At 70.6% G+C, this 19,189-nt stretch carries 21 protein-coding genes and 1 pseudogene; 13 read left to right on the top strand and 9 right to left on the bottom strand.

Features of this window, described 5'->3' with window-relative positions; genetic code table 11:
• The first annotated feature begins 66 nt into the window (after nt 1-66).
• The 9 genes from ACFFGE_RS06410 to leuB all read left to right on the top strand — a co-directional run bounded on the left by ACFFGE_RS06410 (nt 67) and on the right by leuB (nt 9,537).
• Nucleotides 67-216, top strand: coding sequence for a hypothetical protein (locus tag ACFFGE_RS06410; RefSeq protein ID WP_376835422.1), 150 nt, complete (start codon nt 67-69; stop codon nt 214-216).
• 101 nt (nt 217-317) lie between these two features.
• Nucleotides 318-2,057 (top strand): dihydroxy-acid dehydratase, encoded by a 1,740-nt coding sequence (gene ilvD / locus ACFFGE_RS06405; RefSeq protein WP_376835421.1) that lies wholly within the window; start codon nt 318-320, stop codon nt 2,055-2,057.
• A gap of 2 nt (nt 2,058-2,059) precedes the next feature.
• Nucleotides 2,060-3,082: a ketol-acid reductoisomerase gene (gene ilvC / locus ACFFGE_RS06400; protein ID WP_376835420.1), complete on the top strand. Its 1,023-nt coding sequence runs from the start codon at nt 2,060-2,062 to the stop codon at nt 3,080-3,082.
• A gap of 16 nt (nt 3,083-3,098) precedes the next feature.
• A complete protein-coding gene (gene ilvG / locus ACFFGE_RS06395) occupies nt 3,099-4,790 on the top strand; it encodes an acetolactate synthase 2 catalytic subunit (protein WP_376835419.1) in 1,692 nt (563 codons plus the stop codon).
• A complete protein-coding gene (locus tag ACFFGE_RS06390; protein WP_376835418.1) occupies nt 4,790-5,041 on the top strand; it encodes an ACT domain-containing protein in 252 nt (83 codons plus the stop codon). The genes ilvG and ACFFGE_RS06390 overlap by 1 nt, the downstream gene beginning before the upstream one ends.
• Entirely contained in the window at nt 5,038-6,246 is a 1,209-nt protein-coding gene (locus ACFFGE_RS06385; protein WP_376835417.1) for a 2-isopropylmalate synthase, read from the top strand. Before ACFFGE_RS06390 ends, ACFFGE_RS06385 begins: the two co-directional genes overlap by 4 nt.
• A gap of 141 nt (nt 6,247-6,387) precedes the next feature.
• On the top strand, nt 6,388-7,842 hold the full coding sequence (leuC, locus tag ACFFGE_RS06380; protein WP_376835416.1) for a 3-isopropylmalate dehydratase large subunit: 1,455 nt from the start codon (nt 6,388-6,390) through the stop codon (nt 7,840-7,842).
• Nucleotides 7,835-8,440: a 3-isopropylmalate dehydratase small subunit gene (leuD, locus tag ACFFGE_RS06375; RefSeq protein WP_376835415.1), complete on the top strand. Its 606-nt coding sequence runs from the start codon at nt 7,835-7,837 to the stop codon at nt 8,438-8,440. The genes leuC and leuD overlap by 8 nt, the downstream gene beginning before the upstream one ends.
• The gene (leuB, locus tag ACFFGE_RS06370) at nt 8,437-9,537 is read left to right on the top strand and encodes a 3-isopropylmalate dehydrogenase (RefSeq protein ID WP_376835414.1); all 1,101 of its coding nucleotides are present in this window, start codon (nt 8,437-8,439) and stop codon (nt 9,535-9,537) included. The genes leuD and leuB overlap by 4 nt, the downstream gene beginning before the upstream one ends.
• Nucleotides 9,538-9,716: 179 nt before the next feature.
• On the opposite strand, the gene fba is transcribed toward leuB, so the two are convergent.
• The 9 genes and pseudogenes from fba to ACFFGE_RS06325 all read right to left on the bottom strand — a co-directional run bounded on the left by fba (nt 9,717) and on the right by ACFFGE_RS06325 (nt 16,488).
• Nucleotides 9,717-10,802, bottom strand: a complete 1,086-nt coding sequence (fba, locus tag ACFFGE_RS06365; protein ID WP_376835413.1) for a class II fructose-bisphosphate aldolase — start codon at nt 10,800-10,802, stop codon at nt 9,717-9,719.
• Between the two features lie 115 nt (nt 10,803-10,917).
• Nucleotides 10,918-12,114 (bottom strand): phosphoglycerate kinase, encoded by a 1,197-nt coding sequence (locus tag ACFFGE_RS06360; protein ID WP_376835412.1) that lies wholly within the window; start codon nt 12,112-12,114, stop codon nt 10,918-10,920.
• Nucleotides 12,115-12,157: 43 nt separating this feature from the next.
• Nucleotides 12,158-12,507, bottom strand: a pseudogene (locus ACFFGE_RS06355) (endonuclease domain-containing protein).
• A gap of 51 nt (nt 12,508-12,558) precedes the next feature.
• On the bottom strand, nt 12,559-13,566 hold the full coding sequence (gap, locus tag ACFFGE_RS06350; protein WP_376835411.1) for a type I glyceraldehyde-3-phosphate dehydrogenase: 1,008 nt from the start codon (nt 13,564-13,566) through the stop codon (nt 12,559-12,561).
• A 97-nt stretch (nt 13,567-13,663) separates the two neighbouring features.
• Nucleotides 13,664-14,854 carry a formate-dependent phosphoribosylglycinamide formyltransferase gene (gene purT, locus ACFFGE_RS06345; protein WP_376835410.1) on the bottom strand — a complete coding sequence of 397 codons (1,191 nt, stop codon included), beginning with the start codon at nt 14,852-14,854 and terminating at the stop codon, nt 13,664-13,666.
• A 62-nt stretch (nt 14,855-14,916) separates the two neighbouring features.
• Nucleotides 14,917-15,426, bottom strand: coding sequence for a CinA family protein (locus ACFFGE_RS06340; RefSeq protein ID WP_376835409.1), 510 nt, complete (start codon nt 15,424-15,426; stop codon nt 14,917-14,919).
• Nucleotides 15,423-15,578, bottom strand: coding sequence for a hypothetical protein (locus tag ACFFGE_RS06335; protein ID WP_376835408.1), 156 nt, complete (start codon nt 15,576-15,578; stop codon nt 15,423-15,425). The genes ACFFGE_RS06340 and ACFFGE_RS06335 overlap by 4 nt, the downstream gene beginning before the upstream one ends.
• Nucleotides 15,575-15,772 (bottom strand): hypothetical protein, encoded by a 198-nt coding sequence (locus ACFFGE_RS06330; protein WP_376835407.1) that lies wholly within the window; start codon nt 15,770-15,772, stop codon nt 15,575-15,577. The genes ACFFGE_RS06335 and ACFFGE_RS06330 overlap by 4 nt, the downstream gene beginning before the upstream one ends.
• A 50-nt stretch (nt 15,773-15,822) precedes the next feature.
• Nucleotides 15,823-16,488, bottom strand: a complete 666-nt coding sequence (locus tag ACFFGE_RS06325; protein ID WP_376835406.1) for a glutathione S-transferase — start codon at nt 16,486-16,488, stop codon at nt 15,823-15,825.
• Between the two features lie 49 nt (nt 16,489-16,537).
• Between ACFFGE_RS06325 and purB the strand changes: the two genes are divergently transcribed.
• From purB to ACFFGE_RS06305, 4 genes are all read left to right on the top strand, one after another.
• Complete coding sequence (gene purB, locus ACFFGE_RS06320; RefSeq protein WP_376835405.1) at nt 16,538-17,839, top strand: adenylosuccinate lyase; 1,302 nt, start codon at nt 16,538-16,540, stop codon at nt 17,837-17,839.
• A 52-nt stretch (nt 17,840-17,891) separates the two neighbouring features.
• Nucleotides 17,892-18,092 (top strand): ribbon-helix-helix protein, CopG family, encoded by a 201-nt coding sequence (locus ACFFGE_RS06315; RefSeq protein ID WP_376835404.1) that lies wholly within the window; start codon nt 17,892-17,894, stop codon nt 18,090-18,092.
• Complete coding sequence (locus ACFFGE_RS06310; protein ID WP_376835403.1) at nt 18,089-18,352, top strand: hypothetical protein; 264 nt, start codon at nt 18,089-18,091, stop codon at nt 18,350-18,352. The genes ACFFGE_RS06315 and ACFFGE_RS06310 overlap by 4 nt, the downstream gene beginning before the upstream one ends.
• Before the next feature lie 121 nt (nt 18,353-18,473).
• Nucleotides 18,474-19,070 carry a fasciclin domain-containing protein gene (locus ACFFGE_RS06305; RefSeq protein ID WP_376835402.1) on the top strand — a complete coding sequence of 199 codons (597 nt, stop codon included), beginning with the start codon at nt 18,474-18,476 and terminating at the stop codon, nt 19,068-19,070.
• The last annotated feature ends 119 nt before the right edge of the window (nt 19,071-19,189 follow it).

The following is a 19,189-nucleotide window of genomic DNA, read 5'->3' as shown; positions in this document are numbered from 1 at the left end:
TTGTCGCGAGACTTGTGCGCCGCCGCGAAGCATGGTCTTATGACGCCATCAACCAAGGAGCGGATCGTGGCCCACGGCGCGACCCACATTCTGACCCGCCGCCCGGCCCAGGCCGTCGCGATCGCGCGCGTGCAGACTCTCCTCGCGGCTGAAACCCTTATTCTCACGGTACTTACTGGGCTGCTCTGCGGAGCGGTGTGGATGCTCGCGACCTGACCTTCTGAACAGCCAGGCCCGCACCCCACACCCGCTCCGGACCCCGGCAGCGGGTTTTTTCTTGCCTCAGCACCCACCAAGCTCAGATCGCCCGACCGCAGATGACGCAAAATTATTCCCCCGAAAAACGACCTGAAGAGCGCCGCAGCCATGCGATCACGCGCGGCCCCTCGCGGGCGGCGGCGCGCAGCTATTTGCGGGCGGCGGGCATGCGCGACGAGGACTTCGACAAGCCGATGATCGGCATCGTCAACACCTGGTCCACCGTCACCCCCTGCAACATGCACCTGGACCGGCTGGCGAAGGACGTTCGCGCCGGGATCGCGGCGGCCGGCGGCTACGCCGTCGACTTCAACACCATCGTCGTCACCGACGGGATCTCCATGGGCTCGCCGGGCATGAAGGCCTCGCTGATCTCGCGCGAGGTCGTGGCGGACTCCATCGAGCTGGTCATCCAGGGACATCAGCTGGACGGCGTCGTCTGCATCGTCGGCTGCGACAAGACCATCCCGGCGGCCGCCATGGCCCTGGCGCGGATGGATATCCCGGGCCTCGTCTACTACGGCGGCACCATCCTGCCGGGCCGGATCGGCGAGCGCGAGATCTCGATTCAGGAGGTGTTCGAGGCCATCGGCGCCCACGGCGCGGGCGCCCTGGACGACGCGGGCCTGAAGGCGGTCGAGAGCGCGGCCTGCCCGGGCGCGGGCGCCTGCGGCGGACAGTTCACCGCCAACACCATGGCGATGGCCCTGTCGATGATGGGCCTGTCGCCGATGGGCGCCAACGACGTGCCCGCGGTCGATCCCGCCAAGGCGGCGGAGGGCGAGCGCTGCGGCCGGCTGATCGTCGAGCGGGTCTTCGCCGGCGATCACGCGAGGAAGTACATCACCCGCCGGTCGCTGCAGAACGCCGCCGCCGCCGTCTCGGCCTCGGGCGGCTCGACCAACGCCGTGCTGCACCTGACCGCCATCGCGGCGGAGGCGGGGGTGGAGTTCGGCGTCGAGGACTGCCACCAGGCCTGCGAGGCCGCGCCGGTGATCTGCGACCTGAAGCCGGGCGGACGGTTCCTGGCGTCGCATCTGTACGCCGCCGGCGGCACGCGTCTGTTGGCCCAGCGGCTGGCCGAGGCCGGGCTGATCGCCAACACGCCGACGGTCTCGGGCGAGAGCCTGTTCGCCGAGGCGGCCCGGGCCGAGGAAGCGCCCGGCCAGCAGGTGGTGACCGCCGTCGCCGCCCCGGTCACGCCGCGCGGCTCCTTCGCCGTCATCTACGGCGACGTGGCGCCCGAGGGCGCGATCCTGAAGCTGACCGGCCACGCCATCGACCGCTTCGAGGGCCCGGCCGTGGTGTTCGATTCCGAGGAGGACGCCTTCCACGCGGTCCAGGACGGCTCGGTCGGCGAGGGCGACGTCATCGTCATCCGCTACGAGGGGCCCAGGGGCGGACCCGGCATGCGCGAGATGCTGCAGGTGACCGCCGCCCTGAAGGGGCGCGGAATCCGCGAGGTGGCCCTGATCACCGACGGCCGCTTCTCGGGCGCCAGCTACGGCTTCGTCGCGGGCCATGTGTCGCCGGAAGCGGCGGTCGGCGGGCCGATCGCCCTGATCCGCGACGGCGACCGCATCACCATCGACGTGCCGAACCGGCGCATCGACGTCGCCGCCGATCTGGACGCCCGCCGCAGGGGCTTCGTCCCCGTCGCGCGCCCGGCCCCGACCGGCGTCTTCGCCAAATACGCCGCCACCGTCGCCTCTGCGGCGCAAGGGGCGGTGACCATCCCCAATCCCCCGCCGGCGCAGGTCTTCCGCCCGGCCGCCACGCCCGCCCGAGAGGACGCCTGACCATGCAGATCTACACCAACGAGGACGTTCGCCCCGGCGCCATCGCCGGCCAGCGCATCGCCATCATCGGCTACGGCAGCCAGGGCCGCGCCCACGCGCAGAACCTGAAGGAGTCCGGCTTCGACGTGATCGCGGGCGTCCGCGAGGGCGGCAAGGGCTGGCGCCACGCGCAGGCCGACGGGATCGCCACCGCCGAGCCCGCCCAGGCCGTGAAGGGCGCCGACATCATCGCGATCCTGACGCCGGACATGGCCCAGGCGGACATCTATCGCGAGACGATCGAGCCGAACGCCAGGAAGGGCGCGGCCATCCTGTTCGCCCACGGCTTCTCCATCCACTACGGCCGGATCGCGCCGCGCAAGGACCTGGACGTCATCCTGGTGGCGCCGAAGGGACCCGGCGACCTGGTCCGGCGCGAGTATGCCCGCGGGCGCGGCGTGCCGGCGCTGTTCGCGGTCCACACCGACGCCACCGGCAAGGCGCGCGACCGGGCCATGGGCTACGCCAAGGGCATCGGCGGAGCCACCGGCGGCCTGATCGAGACCAGCTTCAAGGAGGAGACCGAAACCGACCTGTTCGGCGAACAGGCCGTCCTGTGCGGCGGCGCCAAGGAGCTGGTCATGCAGGGGTTCTCCACCCTGGTCGAGGCCGGCTACCAGCCGGAGGTCGCCTATTTCGAGTGCCTGCACGAGCTGAAGCTGATCGTGGACCTGTTCTACGAGGGCGGCGTCTCAAAGATGCACGAGTTCATCTCCGAGACCGCCAAGTACGGCGCGGTGGTCTCCGGCCCGCGCGTGGTCAACGGCGAGACCCGGGCCCGGATGAGGGAGGTGCTGACCGACATCCAGTCCGGCGCCTTCGCCCGCGACTGGATCGCCGAGAACGAGGCCGGCAAGGGCGCCTACGAGGCCCTGCTGAAGGCGGATCACGACCATCCCATCGAGGCGATCGGCGCGGGCCTGCGCGAACGCATGGCCTGGCTGCAGCCGGCCTCCCAAGGCGCGTCTCGGCCCGCCGCCGCCTGACCGGAAGCCCGTCTCCATGTCCGTCGCCGCCGCCGCCTTCGCCCCTGAGCCAGAGCCCGCCCGCACAGGCGCGCGCCTGCTCGTCCAGACGCTGGAGCGGCTGGGGGTGGAGGTGGTGTTCGGCTATCCGGGCGGGGCGATCATGCCGGTCTATGACGCCCTGACCGGGTCGGCCCTGCGCCACATCCTGGTGCGGCACGAGCAGGGCGCCGCCTTCGCCGCCGACGCCTACGCACGGGTCAGCGGCAGGCCCGGCGTCTGCATGGCGACCTCGGGCCCCGGCGCCACCAACCTGATCACCGGCATCGCCAACGCCATGATGGATTCGGTGCCGATGGTCTGCATCACCGGCAATGTGGCGCAGCCCCTGATGGGCACCGACGCCTTCCAGGAGATCGACATCCTGGGGCTGACCCTGCCGATCGTGAAGCACTCCATCCTGGTGCGCGATCCGGCCGACGTTCCGGCCGCGGTGGAGGAGGCCTTCTTCATCGCCACGGACGGGCGCCCCGGTCCGGTGCTGATCGACCTGCCCAAGGACGTCCAGGTCGGCGAGACCGATCGCCCGTCGGCCTTCTCGCGGCCCAACGCGACGGCCGGGATCGACCACGACGCGATCGCCCGCGCCGAGGCGATGATCCGACAGGCCGAGCGGCCGCTGATCTATGTCGGCGGCGGGGTGAAGATCGCGGGCGCGGTCGAGGAGCTGCGCGCCTTCGCCGAGCGGACGGGGATTCCCACCGTCTCGACCCTGAACGGCCTGGGCTGCATTCCGACGGGCGCGCCGGGCTTCCTGGGCATGATGGGGATGCACGGGACGCGCGCCGCCAATGAGGCCATCCAGGCGTCGGACCTGCTGATCGTGTTCGGCGCCCGCTTCGACGACCGCGCGACCGGCAAGCTGAGCGAGTTCGCGCCCCACGCGCGGGTCATCCACTTCGACATCGACCCCGCCGAGATCGGCAAGCTGCGCGAAGTGGCCGTCGCCGTTCAGGGCGACCTGAAGGCGGGCGTCGCCGCGCTGAATCCGGGACCGCTGGCCATCGAGCCGTGGATGATCCGCTGCGCCAGCCAGGCTCGCCGTCACGCCGCGCGCTACGACGCGCCGGGCGAGGGCGTCTATGCGCCGGCGCTGCTGAAGGACCTTTCGGAGAAGGCCGGCGTGCGCTTCATCGCCGCCTGCGACGTCGGCCAGCACCAGATGTGGGCGGCCCAGCACTGCGCCGCGCCCCGGCCGCAGGCGCATCTGACCTCGGGCGGTCTGGGCGCGATGGGCTTCGGCCTGCCCGCCGGCATCGGCGCCAAACTGGCGGAGCCCGACGCCCAGGTGGTGGTCGTCGCCGGGGACGGCGGCTTCATGATGAACATCCAGGAGCTGGCCACGGCCCGCCGCTACGGCATCCCGGTCAAGGTGCTGCTGCTCGACAACTCGGGCCTGGGTCTGGTGCGCCAGTGGCAGCACCTGTTCTTCGACCGGAACTATTCGGAGGTCGACCTGTCGGACAACCCGGACTTCGTCGCCGTGGCCCAGGCCTTCGGCGTGGAGGCCTTCCGAATTAGCCGGCGCGAGGAGGTGGCGGCCGGGATCGACCGGCTGCTGGCCGCCGACGGCCCCTGCCTCGCGCACGTGATCATCGACCCGAAACAGAACGTCTGGCCGCTGGTGCCGCCAGGCAAGTCCAACGCAGACATGATGGAGGGCGCCTGATGCGCGACATCCTGAACCTGAACATCGACCGGGCCGACGGCTCGCTTCAGCGCCTCATCGGCCTGGTGGAGCGGCGCGGCTTCCACATCGACGGCCTGAGCGTGCGCGACGACGGGGCCGAGCGGCGCGTCGAGCTGTGGGTGCGCGGCCGCGACGCCGGGCGCTGCCTCGACACCCTGGGCCGCCAGATCGACCGGCTGTACGGCGTTCGCCGGGCCCCCGACGCCTTCCCGCAGGAGAGCGCCGCATGACCCGAGTACGACGCTTGGTCGAGGCGGACCCGAACCGGGTCATCGTCTTCGACACGACGCTGAGGGACGGCGAACAGGCGCCGGGCTTCTCGATGAACCGCGAGGCCAAGGTGCGCATGGCGCGCCAGCTGGCCCGGCTGGGGGTGGACGTCATCGAGGCCGGCTTCGCCGCCGCCTCGCCCGGCGACGAGGACGCGGTGCGGGCCGTCGCGTCCGAGGTCGAGGGGCCGACCCTGTGCTCCCTGTCCCGCGCCAATGCCTCCGACATCGCCGCCGCCGCCCGCGCCCTGACGCCGGCGCCGGACCGGCGCATCCACATCTTCCTGGGCTCCAGCCCGATCCATCGCACCGCCAAGCTGAAGATGACCAAGGCCGAGGTGGTGCGCACGGCGGTGGAGGCGGTGACCGCCGCGCGCGAGTGGTTCGACGACATCGAGTTCTCGCCCGAGGACGCGATCCGCACGGAGCCGGACTTCCTGGTCGAGGTGCTGCAGGCCGTGGCCGAGGCCGGGGCGACGACCCTGAACGTGCCCGACACCGTCGGCTATGCGACGCCGACCGAGATCCGCGACCTGTTCCGGATGCTGGACGAGCAGGTCCGCGCGCGCTTTCCGCACACGATCCTGTCCTGCCACTGCCACGACGACCTGGGCCTGGCCGTCGCCAACTCGCTGGCCGCCGTCGAGGGCGGAGCGCGCCAGGTCGAGGGGGCGATCAACGGCATCGGCGAACGGGCGGGCAACGCGTCGGTCGAGGAGGTGGTGATGGCGCTGCGGACGCGTCAGGACCGCTACGGCCTGACCACCGGCGTGGACACCCCGCAACTGGTCGCCACCAGCCGGATGCTGAGCCAGATCACCGAGACGCCGGTGGTCCGGAACAAGGCCATCGTCGGCGTCAACGCCTTCGCCCACGAGGCCGGCATCCACCAGCACGGCATGCTGGCCGACGCGCGCACCTATGAGATCATGCGGCCCCAGGACGTCGGCTTCACCGGCAGCTTCTTCGTGCTGGGCAAGCACTCCGGCCGGCACGCGGTGGCCAAGCGCGCCGAGGTGCTGGGCTGGACCCTGGCGGGTCAGGCGCTGACCGAGGCCCTGGCCGCCTTCAAGCGCCGCGCCGACGAGATCGGCGAGATCGACGACGCCGAGCTGAGCGCCATCTGCCGCGGCGTGATGGGGGAGGCCCGTCATGCGGCGGCTTGATCGACAGTCCTCCCCCGCATCGCGGGGGAGGGGAACCATGCGAAGCATGGTGGAGGGGGCGGGTTCAAGCGCTGGTGGATGGGGTCGCCCCCTCCACCACTTCGTGGTCCCCCTCCCCCGCCGCGCGAGGGAGGAGATGGGATGACCGCGCCCCGCACCCTGTTCGAGAAGGTCTGGGACCGGCACGTGGTGGCGCCGGAGACCGAGGCCGCGCCCGCGGTCCTCTACGTCGATCTTCATCTGGTCCATGAGGTGACCAGTCCGCAGGCCTTCGCCGAGATCGACGCACGGGGCCTGAAGGTGCGGCGGCCGGACCGGACCTTCGCCACCCTGGACCACTCGACCCCGACGCTGCCCGCCGGACCGGACGGAGAGCGGCCCTATGCGACGCCGGCGGCGAAGGCCCAGGTGGAGACGCTCAGAGCCAACTGCGCCCGGCACGGCATCGCGCTGGCGGACTGGGACAGCCCGGATCGCGGCGTGGTCCATGTCATGGGGCCGGAGCTGGGCCTGACCCAGCCCGGCATGACGGTGGTCTGCGGCGACAGCCACACGGCCACCCACGGGGCCTTCGGGGCGCTGGCCTTCGGCATCGGCACGTCCGAGGTCGGCCATGTGCTGGCGACCCAGTGCCTGCTGCAAAGAAAGCCGAAGACCCTGCGCGTGACGGTGGACGGGACGCTCAGGCCCGGCGTGTCCGGCAAGGACGTGGCCCTGGCCGTCATCGCCGAGCTGGGCTTCGGCGGCGGCACCGGCTTCGTCATCGAATACGCCGGCGAGGCGATCCGGTCGCTCGACATGGAAGGGCGCATGACCGTCTGCAACATGTCGATCGAGGCGGGCGCGCGGGCGGGCATGATCGCGCCGGACGACAAGACCGTCGCCTGGCTGAAGGGCCGCCGCCACGTGCCGACGGATCATGAAGCCGCCGCCGCCGACTGGCTGACGCTGGCCAGCGACCCGGAAGCCGTCTTCGACAAGGAGGTCCGGATCGACGGCTCGGCCATCCGGCCCATGGCCACCTGGGGCACCACGCCCGACGCCGGCGCTCCCGTCGGCGCGCCGGTGCCCGCGCCGCGCGACGCCTCGGACGAGAAGGCGCTGGCCTATATGGGCTTCGCCGCCGGACGCGCGACGACCGACCAGCCGGTGGATGTGGTCTTCGTGGGCAGCTGCACCAACGGCCGCCTGCCGGACCTGCGCGCCGCCGCCGAGGTGTTGAGGGGCCGCCGCGTCAGTCCCGGCGTGCGCATGCTGGTGGTGCCGGGCTCCGAGGCCGTGCGCCGCGACGCCGAGGCCGAGGGGCTGGACCAGGTCTTCATCGCGGCCGGGGCGGAGTGGCGGCTGCCCGGCTGCTCCATGTGCATCGCCATGAACGGCGACTTCGTCCAGCCGGGCCAGCTGGCGGTCTCGACCTCGAACCGCAACTTCGAGGGCCGCCAGGGCAAGGGCGCGCGCACCATCCTGGCCAGTCCGGCCACGGCGGCGGCCAGCGCGGTCATGGGCTTCCTGACCGATCCGACGACCCTGCAGGAGCCGGCGCCCCTCAAGCAGCCGAGCGCCGCGCGCGAGACGGTGGGGAACTACGATGCCTGAACCCTTCCGCACCCTGACGTCGAAGGCCGTGGTCCTGTCCCAGGCCAACATCGACACCGACCAGATCATCCCCGCGCGTTTCCTGACGACCACGACCCGCGAGGGGCTGGGCGCGCACGCCTTTCACGACTGGCGCTATGAGGCGGACGGCTCGCCCCGCCCCGAGGCGGTGCTCAACCGCATCGATCCGTCGGAGCGCCGCATCCTGGTGGCGGGCGACAACTTCGCCTGCGGCTCGTCGCGGGAGCACGCGCCCTGGGCCCTGGTCGACTACGGCTTCCGGGCGGTGGTCTCGACCTCGATCGCCGACATCTTCACCTCGAACGCCTTGAAGAACGGCCTTCTGCCCGTGGTGGTCGACGCCGAGACCTGGGCCGACCTCGCCGCCCACCCGGACCAGCCGATCACCATCGATCTGGAGCGCCGCACCCTGACGCGGGGCAACGCCGCGCCGGTGAGCTTCGAGGTCGAACCCTTCGCCCGCCAGTGCCTGCTGGACGGGGTCGACACCCTGGGCTGGCTCCTCAGCCGCACGCCCGACATCGAATCGTTCGAACGCTCGCACGAGCGACAGCCCGCTCCGGAGACCGCCCGATGACCGCGCCCCAGACCTTCAACATCGTGGTCCTGCCCGGCGACGGGGTGGGGCCGGAGGTGATCGCCGCCGCCCAAGGGGTGCTGAACACCGTCGGCGACTTCTACGGCCACCGCTTCACCTTCGAGGAGCACCTGATCGGCGGCGCCGCGATCGACGCGACCGGCGATCCGCTGCCGCCGGAGACCACCGCCGCGTGTCTGGCCTCCCACGGGGTGCTGCTGGGCGCCGTCGGCGGGCCGAAGTGGGACGGCGGCCCGCGTCGGCCGGAGGAGGGGCTGCTGGGCATCCGTAAGGCCATGGGCCTGTTCGCCAACCTCAGGCCGCTGCAGGTGTCGCCCGTCCTGGCGCACCGCTCGCCGCTGAAGAAGGAGATCGTCGAGGGCGTCGACCTGATCGTCTTCCGCGAGCTGACCGGCGGCGTCTACTTCGGCGAGAAGACCCGCACCGCCGATCGGGCCACGGACCTGTGCGAATACACCGTCGGCGAGATCGAGCGGGTCACCCGCGCGGCCTTCCGGACGGCGCTGAACCGGCGCGGCAAGGTGACCTCGGTCGACAAGGCCAATGTGATGGAAACCAGCCGCCTGTGGCGCGAGGTCGTCACCCGCATCCACGCCGAGGAGTTCCCGCAGGTGCAGCTGGAGCACGCGCTCGTGGACTCCATGGCGATGCACCTGATCCGCCGGCCGCGCGACTACGACGTCATCCTGACCGAGAACATGTTCGGCGACATCCTGTCGGATGAGATCAGCGTGCTGGGCGGGTCGATCGGCCTGTTGCCGTCCGCGTCGCTGGGATCGTCCGGGCCGGGCCTGTTCGAGCCGATCCACGGCTCGGCGCCGGACATCGCCGGTCAGGACCTGGCCAACCCCGTCGGCGCCATCCTGTCGGCGGCGCTGATGCTGCGCCACGGCCTCGGGCTGGAGGACGAGGCGTCCTCGATCGAGGCGGCGGTGGCGGCCGTGCTGGCGGCGGGCGCCGTCACGGCCGACCTGGGCGGGGCGCTGGGCACCCGCGCGGCCGGGGCGGCGATCATCGACGCCATCCGCGCCATCCACTGGGCCGCCGCCCACCGCGTGCAGATGCACTGGGGCTGATGAAGCGGCGACGATCGATTCTCCTCCCCCGCGTGCGGGGGAGGGGGACCCCGCAGGGGTGGAGGGGGCGACCACAAGCGCTGCGCCTGAACCCGCCCCCTCCACCATGCTGCGCATGGTCCCCCTCCCCCATACGCTGCGCTATGGGGGAGGAGTGCGGATGGCGGGCGACCGTGACCTCAGCTCGCCTGCTTCAGCGCCGCGCGGGTCTGGGGCGTCAGCTCGCCGGAGGCGTAGCGCTTCGCCATCTGAGCGGTCGACAGGGGCTTGATCCTGTCGGCCATGCCCTCGCAGCCGAACTCCAGATAGCGTTGCCGGCACACCGCGCGCATGGCCTCCTTGGCGGGCTTCAGGTAGGCGCGCGGGTCGAATTCCTGCGGCTTCTCGGCAAGCACCTTGCGGATGGCGCCGGTGATGGCCATGCGGTTGTCGGTGTCGATGTTGACCTTGCGCACGCCGTGCTTGATGCCGCGCTGGATCTCCTCGACGGGCACCCCCCAGGTCTGGGGCATCTGGCCGCCGTAATGGTTGATGATGTCCTGCAGGTCCTGCGGCACCGAGGATGACCCGTGCATCACCAGGTGGGTGTTGGGCAGGCGGCGGTGGATCTCCTCGATCACATGCATGGCCAGGACCTCGCCGTCCGGCTGGCGCGTGAACTTGTAGGCGCCGTGGCTGGTGCCCATGGCGATGGCGAGCGCATCGACCTGGGTCCGCTCGACGAAGTCCACCGCCTGGTCCGGGTCGGTCAGCAGCGCCGAATGGTCCAGCTTGCCCTCGAAGCCATGCCCGTCCTCGGCCTCGCCCATGCCGGTCTCCAGGCTGCCCAGCACGCCCAGCTCGCCCTCGACCGAGACGCCGCAGGCGTGGGCCATCTCGACCACCCGGCGGGTCACGTCGACATTGTACTCATAGCTGGCGGGGGTCCTGGCGTCCTCCTCCAGCGAGCCGTCCATCATCACCGAGGTGAAGCCGTACTGGATGGCGGTGGCGCAGGTCGCGGGCCCGTTGCCGTGGTCCTGGTGCATACACACCGGGATGTGCGGGTAGAGCTCGACCAGGGCGTCGATCAGGCGCGCCAGCACCACGTCGTTGGCGTAGCTTCGCGCGCCGCGGCTGGCCTGGATGATGACCGGCGCGTTGACCGCGTCGGCGGCCTCCATGATCGCCAGGCCCTGTTCCATGTTGTTGATGTTGAAGGCGGGCAGCCCGTAACCATGCTCGGCGGCGTGGTCGAGCAGCTGCCGCAGCGTGATGCGCGCCATGCTGATCCATCCTGAGAGTCGTTGTTGTTGTTGCGCCCGATCTAGCGCCGGGTCGCCTCGAAGTCACGCATTGTAACAGGCTGGGGGGGAAGGGGTTCAACCCCAATCGCGCCGCTCAGACGCGCAGGGCCTCGACCCCGGGCAAGGGCTTGCCCTCCATCCACTCCAGGAAGGCGCCGCCGGCGGTGGAGACGAAGGTCATGTCGTCCACGACGCCCGCGTGATTCAGCGCCGAGACCGTGTCGCCGCCGCCGGCGACGGCGGTCAGCGTTCCGGCCTTGGCCAGGTCGGCGGCGTGGCGCGCCGCTTCGACCGTGGCCGCGTCGAAGGGCGGGACCTCGAACACGCCCAGCGGGCCGTTCCAGATCAGGGTCTTGGACAGGTCCATCGCCCGCTTCAGCCGGGCGACGGTCTCGGGCCCGGCGTCCAGGATCAGGTCGTCGGCGGCGATGCGGTCCAGCGCCCGCACCCCGGCCTCCACGCCCGGCCTGACCTCTTTCGCCACCACCACGTCCACGGGCAGCAGCAGCTCGCAGTCGGCCCGGCGCGCCGCCTCCATGATCTGGCGGGCGGTGTCGGCGAGGTCCTTCTCGCACAGGCTCGCGCCCACATCGATCCCTTGGGCGTGCAGGAAGGTGTTGGCCATGCCGCCGCCGATCGCCAGCCGGTCCAGCTTGGCGACGAGATTGTTCAGCAGATCGAGCTTGGTCGAGACCTTGGAGCCGCCGACGATGCCCAGCACCGGCGTCCGCGGATTGCCGAGCGCGGCGTCCAGCGCCTCGAGCTCGCGCCGCATGGACTCCCCGGCGTAGGCGGGCAGCAGGCGGGCCAGCCCCTCGGTCGAGGCGTGCGCCCGGTGGGCGGCGGAGAAGGTGTCGTTGACGTAGAGGTCGCCGAGGTCGGCCAGCCGCCGGGCGAAGGCCGGATCGTTCGCTTCCTCGCCCGGGTGGAAGCGGACGTTCTCCAGCAGCACCACGCCGCCGGTCTCCAGATCGCGGATCGCCTCGGCGGCGGGGGCGCCCACGCAGTCCTCGGCGAAGCGGACCGGCGCGCCGAGCAGGCGCTCCAGGTCATCGACCACGGGCTTCAGGCTCATGGACGGCACGACCTTGCCCTTGGGCCGGTCGAAGTGGGCGAGCAGAGCCACCTTCGCGCCCGCGTCCCGCAGCCGCTGGATCGTCGGCAGGGCGACGCGCAGGCGGGTGTCGTCGGCGACCCTTCCGTCCTCCATCGGCACGTTGAAGTCCACGCGGACGAGGGCGGTCTTACCGGAGATCGGGCCGGTGTCGTCGAGGGTGCGGAAGTGAGGCATGGGAGGCGTCCTGCGTTTCCTTCTCCCCTTGTGGGAGAAGGTGTCAGGCGGAGCCTGACGGATGAGGGGGTGTCGAGGTCAAGTGCCGACGTATGGCGTCCAACACGACGTTCGGGTTCGTGAGCACGGCTTCGTTAGTGAAACGGATGACCTTGAAGCCTCGCCGCGCCAGATCGGCGTCGCGCTCAGCGTCTTTCGCCTCGCGAAGTCGGTGGATGCCGCCGTCAGCTTGAGTTCGTAGCAGCAGAAGTCGGCGATCCAGCGGTCAATGCGTGTCTGCCGACGAAACTTCAGGCCGGCGAACTGTCGATCCCGCAGCAACTTCCACATCGCTGTTTCCGCCACGGTCATCTTCGATCGCAGCCGCTGAGGCGCGGTCTGCGTCCCCCTCATCCGTCTCGCTCCGCGAGCCACCTTCTCCCACGAGGGGAGAAGGGAATTCACCTACAGAAACTTCGCCATCGCCAGCGCCGTGTCCGACATCCGCGTCGCGAAGCCCCATTCGTTGTCGTACCAGCTGAGCACGCGGGCCAGCTTGCCGTCGACGACCTGGGTCTGGGGCAGCGCCGCCGTGGACGAGGCGGCGATGTGGTTCAGGTCCATCGACACGACCGGGTCGTTGGTCGTGGCCAGCACGCCCTTCATCGGGCCATCGGCGGCGGCCTGGAGCGCGGCGTTGATCTCATCGACCGTCACCTCGCGACCGGCGACCACCTTCAGGTCGACGACCGAGACGTTCGGGGTCGGGACGCGGATGGACGAGCCGTCCAGCTTGCCCTTCAGCTCGGGCAGGACGAGGCCCAGCGCCTTGGCCGCGCCGGTCGATGTCGGGATCATCGACAGGCCCGCCGCGCGGGCGCGGTACAGGTCCTTGTGCATCGTATCCAGCGTCGGCTGGTCGCCGGTGTAGGCGTGGATCGTGGTCATGTAGCCGCGCTCGATGCCGAACAGGTCGTTCAGCACCTTGGCGACGGGGGCCAGCGCATTGGTGGTGCAGCTGCCGTTGGAGACGACGATGTCGTCGGCGGTCAGCGCGTCGTGGTTGACCTTGTAGACGATGGTCTTGTCCGCGCCGTCGGCCGGGGCCGAGACCAGGACGCGCTTGGCCCCGGCCGTCAGGTGGGCCGAGGCCTTGTCCTTGGACGTGAAGATGCCGGTGCACTCGAAGGCGATGTCGACCGACAGATCCTTGTGCGGCAGGTTCGCGGGATCGCGCTCGGCCGTGACCTTGATCTTGCCCAGGCCCACGTCGATCCAGTCGTCGCCCGCCTCGACCGTGCCCGGGAAGCGGCCGTGGACGCTGTCGTAGCGCAGCAGGTGGGCGTTGGTGGCCACCGGCCCCAGGTCGTTGATCGCCACCACCTCGATGTCGCGGCGGCCGTGCTCGACGATCGAGCGGAGCACGAGGCGGCCGATGCGGCCGAAGCCGTTGATGGCGACGCGGACGGTCATGGGCGGGTCTCCTGAGACGATGTTCTGGTTGCGGCTTCAATGGAACCGGCGGCGCGGGGTTTCAACCCCGGCGGAGGTCACAAGCGGCGCCGGACGGTTACGCTTCGACCGGCCGCACCCGACCCGCCGCCTCGCGCGCCCGCGCCCGCGCCTCCTCTATGGTCCCACCCCGCGCCAGCGCCACCCCCATGCGGCGCCGGGCGAAGCTCTCCGGCTTGCCGAACAGGCGCAGGTCCGCGGTGGGGACGGCCAGGGCCTCGGCGACGCCCTCGAACGCGACCCCGCGCGCCTCCAGTCCGCCATAGATCACGGCGCTGGCGCCGATCTCGCGGCGGGTCACGTCCACGGGAAGGCCCAGAATGGCGCGCGCGTGCAGCGCGAACTCGCTCTGGACCTGGGTGGCGAGGGTCACCAGGCCGGTGTCGTGCGGCCGGGGCGAGACCTCCGAGAACCAGACCTCGTCGCCCTTCACGAACAGCTCGACGCCGAACACCCCGAGGCCGCCCAGCGCGCCGGTCACCTGTGCGGCGATGTCGCGGGCGCGGGCCAGGGCGGCGGCGCTCATCGCCTGGGGCTGCCAGCTCTCCACATAGTCGCCCTTCTCCTGGCGGTGGCCGATGGGGTCGCAGAAGTCGGTGGCGACCCGCCCGTCCCTGAGCGAACGGACCGTCAGCAGGGTGATCTCGAAGTCGAAATCGATGCGCCCCTCGACGATGACGCGGGCCGCGCCCACCCGGCCGGCCGATTGGGCGTAGGTCCAGGCTTCGGCGATCCCGTCCGGCCCTTCAACATAGGACTGGCCCTTGCCGGACGAGGACATCACCGGCTTGACGAAGCAGGGATAGCCGACCGCCTCGGCCCCTGACGCCAATTCCTCCGCCGACCCGGCGAAGGCGTAGGGGCTGGTGGGCAGGCCCAGCGCCTCGGCCGCCAGCCGCCGGATGCCCTCCCGGTTCATGGTCAGCTGCGTGGCGCGCGCGGTGGGGATCACGGTGGTCCCGGCCGCCTCGACCTCGGCCAGCACCTCGGTGGCGATGGCCTCGATCTCCGGCACGATCAGGTGCGGACGCTCCTCGGCGATGACGCGGCGCAGCGCCTCGGCGTCGGTCATGGCGATGACGTGGGCGCGGTGCGCCACCTGCATGGCCGGCGCGTCGGGATAACGGTCCACCGCCACCACCTCGACGCCCAGCCGCTGGAGCTCGACGGCGACCTCCTTGCCGAGCTCGCCGGAGCCCAGCAGCATGACCTTCGTCGCCGACGGCGACAGCGGGGTGCCCAATCTCATCGATGCGCTCCTACAGTCTCGGGCGAGGCTGTAAGCGCGCGCGGGGGACGGCGCCAGCGTCTTTACGCCTTCAGAGCGTCCTCGATCAGGCCGACGGCGGCCTCCACCGACGCCAGCCGCACAGCGTCGCGTCCGACCGGGCCGAGCCGGAGCCGTCGGTGAAGCGCCAGTCCCTCCGGGCCGGCCAGAGCCACTTGGACCAGCCCCTCCTCGTCGTCCGGTCCTCCGGGACCCGCGTAGCCGGTGATCGCCACCGCCAGGTCGGCGTCGGAGACATCGCGGGCGCCCTCGGCCATGGCGCGGGCCACCGCCTCGGACACCGCGCCCTCGTCCTCGATCAGGCGGGCGGGAACGCCGATGTCCTGGACCTTCGCGGCCTCGGTATAGGTCACGAAGCCCCGTTCGAAGGCATGGGAGACTCCCTGGACATCGGTCAGGACCGACGCCAGCAGCCCGCCCGTGCAGCTTTCCGCCGTCGCGATCGTCCAGTTGCGATCGCACAGAGCCCGCAGGACCGCCTCGACGCGCGCCTCCAGGTCGCCGCCCAGCGCCTGGCTCAGGGTCTCGCTCACAGGCCCTTCGACGGATCGTCTCCCGGCGTCGCGGGGTCGATCCGCTTGTTTGTCCGACCCGCGCGGGTCCGCGACCAGGCCAGGGCGATGAACAGGGCGATCGGGCCGCCCAGCACGACCAGCAGCCAGGGCCAGGCTTCGACGTAGTTCACGACAGGCCGCCCTTGACGATCTCGGCGTTTCGGCCGCGGGTCTTGGGACCTTGGCCGGTGTCCTGCCGCGCGTGTTCCTCGAGCGTGGCGCGGTTGGAGCCGCTGTGGACTTCCTCGCCGTCGAAATCCTCGCCGTCGACCTCGCCGCCGCGCGGGAACTCGGTCCGGGTGTTGGTCTGTCTCATATCGCTCATGGGGCCTCCTTCATCCGAAGGCCAACCGGCGGGCAGGCGACGAGGTTCCGTCAGGCGACCCCGGCGCGGCGCTTCCACTCCTGGACGAAGGGATCCGCTAGCAGGGTCTCGACATAGGCCCTGGCGGTTCCGTCGTCGCCGTGCGCGGCGAGGTCGATCTGGAAGTGGCGGATGCGGGTCGCGACCGGCGTGAAGAAGGCGTCCGCGATCGACCAGTCCCCGAACAGATAGGGCCCGCCGGCGCCGAATCGGCCCCGGCAGCCGGTGAAGATCTCGACCAGCCGCCGCACGTCCGCCTCGACCGCCGCGCTCGCGGGCGGCGGACTGCGGTCCGGGCCGAACATGGTGTGCAGCACCCCTTGCGCGTCCATGCCCATGCCGCACTCGGTCCTCAGCGCGGCGAAGCCTGAGTGCATCTCGCAGACGACGGCGAAGGCCTGGGCCCTGGCGACCGGTTCGGCGGGCCACAGCCCCTTGTCCGGATGGCGGTCGGCGCACCACAGCGAGATGGCCAGCGAGTCCGGGATCGCTTCGCCCTCGACTTGAAGGAGCGGCACCTTGCCGGTGGGCGAGACCTCGAACAGCCGCGCCTTCCAGTCGTCATCGCCGTACAGCTGAACCTCGACAAGCTCCGGGTCGAGACCGGCGCGACGGAGCACCAGCCACGGCCGCAGCGACCAGGTGGAGAAGATCATGTTGCCGACGATGAGCCGCATGGGCCGCCTTTCCTTGACTTGAGCCTCGGCCCCGCCTTTAGGGGCCGGCATGATCAGCCGCTACGCCCGCCCCGACGCCGTCGCCCTTTGGTCCCAGGAGACCAAATACCGCATCTGGTTCGAGATCGAGGCGCACGCCGCGACCAAGATGGCCGAGCTCGGGGTGATTCCCAAGGACGCCGCCGACGCCATTTGGAGGAAGGGCGAGGGCGCAGTCTTCGACGCCGACCGCATCGACGAGATCGAGCGCACGACCAAGCACGACGTCATCGCCTTCCTGACCCATGTCGCCGAGATCGTGGGCGAGGAGGCGCGGTTCCTGCACCAGGGCATGACCTCTTCGGACGTTCTGGACACCTGTTTCGCGGTGCAGCTGGCGCGCTCGACGGACCTGCTGATCGGGGGCGTCGATCGGGTGCTGGCGGCGCTGGAGGCCCGCGCCTTCGAGCACAAGGACACCGTCTGCGTCGGCCGCAGCCACGGCATCCACGCCGAGCCGATCACCTTCGGGCTCAAGCTGGCGGGCTATCACGCCGAGTTCCAGCGCGCGCGGCGCCGGCTCGAGACGGCCCGTGAGGAGATCGCCACCTGCGCCATCTCGGGCGCCGTGGGCACCTTCGCCAACGTCGATCCGGCGGTGGAGGCCTATGTCGCCGACAAGATGGGCCTTCAGGTCGAGCCGGTCTCGACCCAGGTGATCCCGCGCGACCGGCACGCGGCCTATTTCGCGGCGCTCGGCGTCGTCGCCAGCTCGGTCGAGCGGCTGGCGACCGAGATCCGCCACCTGCAGCGCACCGAGGTGCTGGAGGCGGAGGAGTTCTTCGACAAGGGCCAGAAGGGCTCCTCGGCCATGCCGCACAAGCGGAACCCGATCCTGACCGAGAACCTGACCGGCCTGGCGCGGCTGGTGCGCTCGGCGGTCACGCCGGCGATGGAGAACGTCGCGCTGTGGCATGAGCGGGACATCAGCCACTCGTCGGTCGAGCGCGGCATCGGTCCCGATGCGACGATCCACCTGGACTTCGCCCTGCACCGCCTCGCCGGCGTGGTCGAGCGGCTGAACGTCTATCCGGAGAATATGGCGAGGAACCTGAACCGGCTGGGCGGGCTGGTGTTCTCGCAGCGGGTCATGCTGGCCCTGACCCAGGCGGGCGTGTCGCGCGAGGACGCCTATGCGGCGGTGCAGGAGAACGCCATGAAGGTCTGGCGCGGCGAGGGCGCCTTCCTCGACTTCCTGAAGGCCGACGCGCGCGTGACCCTGCCGCACGATCAGCTCGCGGCGCTGTTCGACCTCGGCTACCACACCAAGCACGTGGACACGGTGTTCCAGCGGGTGTTCGGCCGGACCTAGCTCGGCGCCGAAATTGCGCATATATTGCGCACTCGGTATTGGAGCAGGACCAATGGTTCGCCTCAATCTTCAAGTCAGCGACGATCTCAACCGCAGCCTGGATCGCATGGCGGCGGAGTCGGAAACGACGAAGGCCGACATTCTGCGCAAGGCCATCATCCTCTACGAGCATGCCCGCAAGGGTAAGGCGAAAGGCCAGGAGTTGGCGCTGGTCAAGCAGGGCAAGATCGAGACCGAGTTCGTCGGCCTTTGAATATTGACCTGAACAATCCGCCTCAGGGTCAGACCTACAACCTGGCGCTGGAGAGGATCGAGTCGGACGACGACCGCAGGGTGCGCCTCTTCAAGGAGGTGGCGCTGTTTTGCTGCGGCCTTGTGGCGACGATGGTGGTTCTTGGCCTTGCGCTCGCCGTGACGGTGAGTGAACAGGCGAGCCCGGATGATCGAAAATGGGCCATGGCGCTTCCGTCGGCGGCCTTCGGAGCGATTCTGGGCTATCTCCTAAAGCGTTGACGTTCCCTGCGACGCTTGCGGCGGGCTGACGCAGCCGACCTCACGGACGCATCCCGATCACGTGATCGCGCGTTACCTCGACCGGTCCCGACGAAGGGGGGCCTCAGTCAGGAGACACGCCATGAAGATCACCCGCACCCGCACGCTCGTCGCCGTATCGGCCGTCGCCCTGATGGGTCTTGCCGCCTGCAACAACGCCGAGCCGGCCGCCGAGGCTCCGGCCGCGGACGCCATGTCGGCCGACGCCGCCGCCACCGCCCCGACCGCCGACGGCACCGTGGTCGCCGTCGCCCAGGGCAACCCGGACTTCACCACCCTGGTCAGCGCCGTCCAGGCCGCCGAGCTGGTCGACACCCTGAACGGCGCCGGTCCGTTCACGGTCTTCGCCCCGACCAACGCCGCGTTCGAGAAGATCCCGGCCGCCGACCGCGAAGCCCTGATGCAGCCCGCCCAGCGCGAGCAGCTGCAGGGCGTGCTGACCTATCACGTCGTTCCGGGCAACGTGAACGCCGCCGCCCTGACCGAGCAGATCACCGCCGGCGGCGGCTCGGCCACCCTGACGACCGTCGAAGGCGGCACCCTGACCGCGCGCGCCAACGCCGACGGGACCATCACCCTGACCGACGAGAACGGCGGCGCCGCCAACGTCGTGCAGGCCGACGTCACGGCGTCGAACGGCGTGATCCACGCCATCGACACGGTCGTGATGCCGAACTGAACCACGCCTTCAGAAGGGTGTGAGACGGGCCGCGCTCCTCAAGGGGCGCGGCCCACTTCTCTTTAGGGACCGGCTCTTTAGGGACCGGCTCTTTAGGGACCGGCTCTTTAGGGACCGGC

It is taken from the genome of Brevundimonas balnearis (genome assembly GCF_042434805.1).
Lineage (GTDB): Bacteria > Pseudomonadota > Alphaproteobacteria > Caulobacterales > Caulobacteraceae > Brevundimonas > Brevundimonas balnearis.
This window is presented reverse-complemented; position numbering and strand designations above follow the sequence as displayed.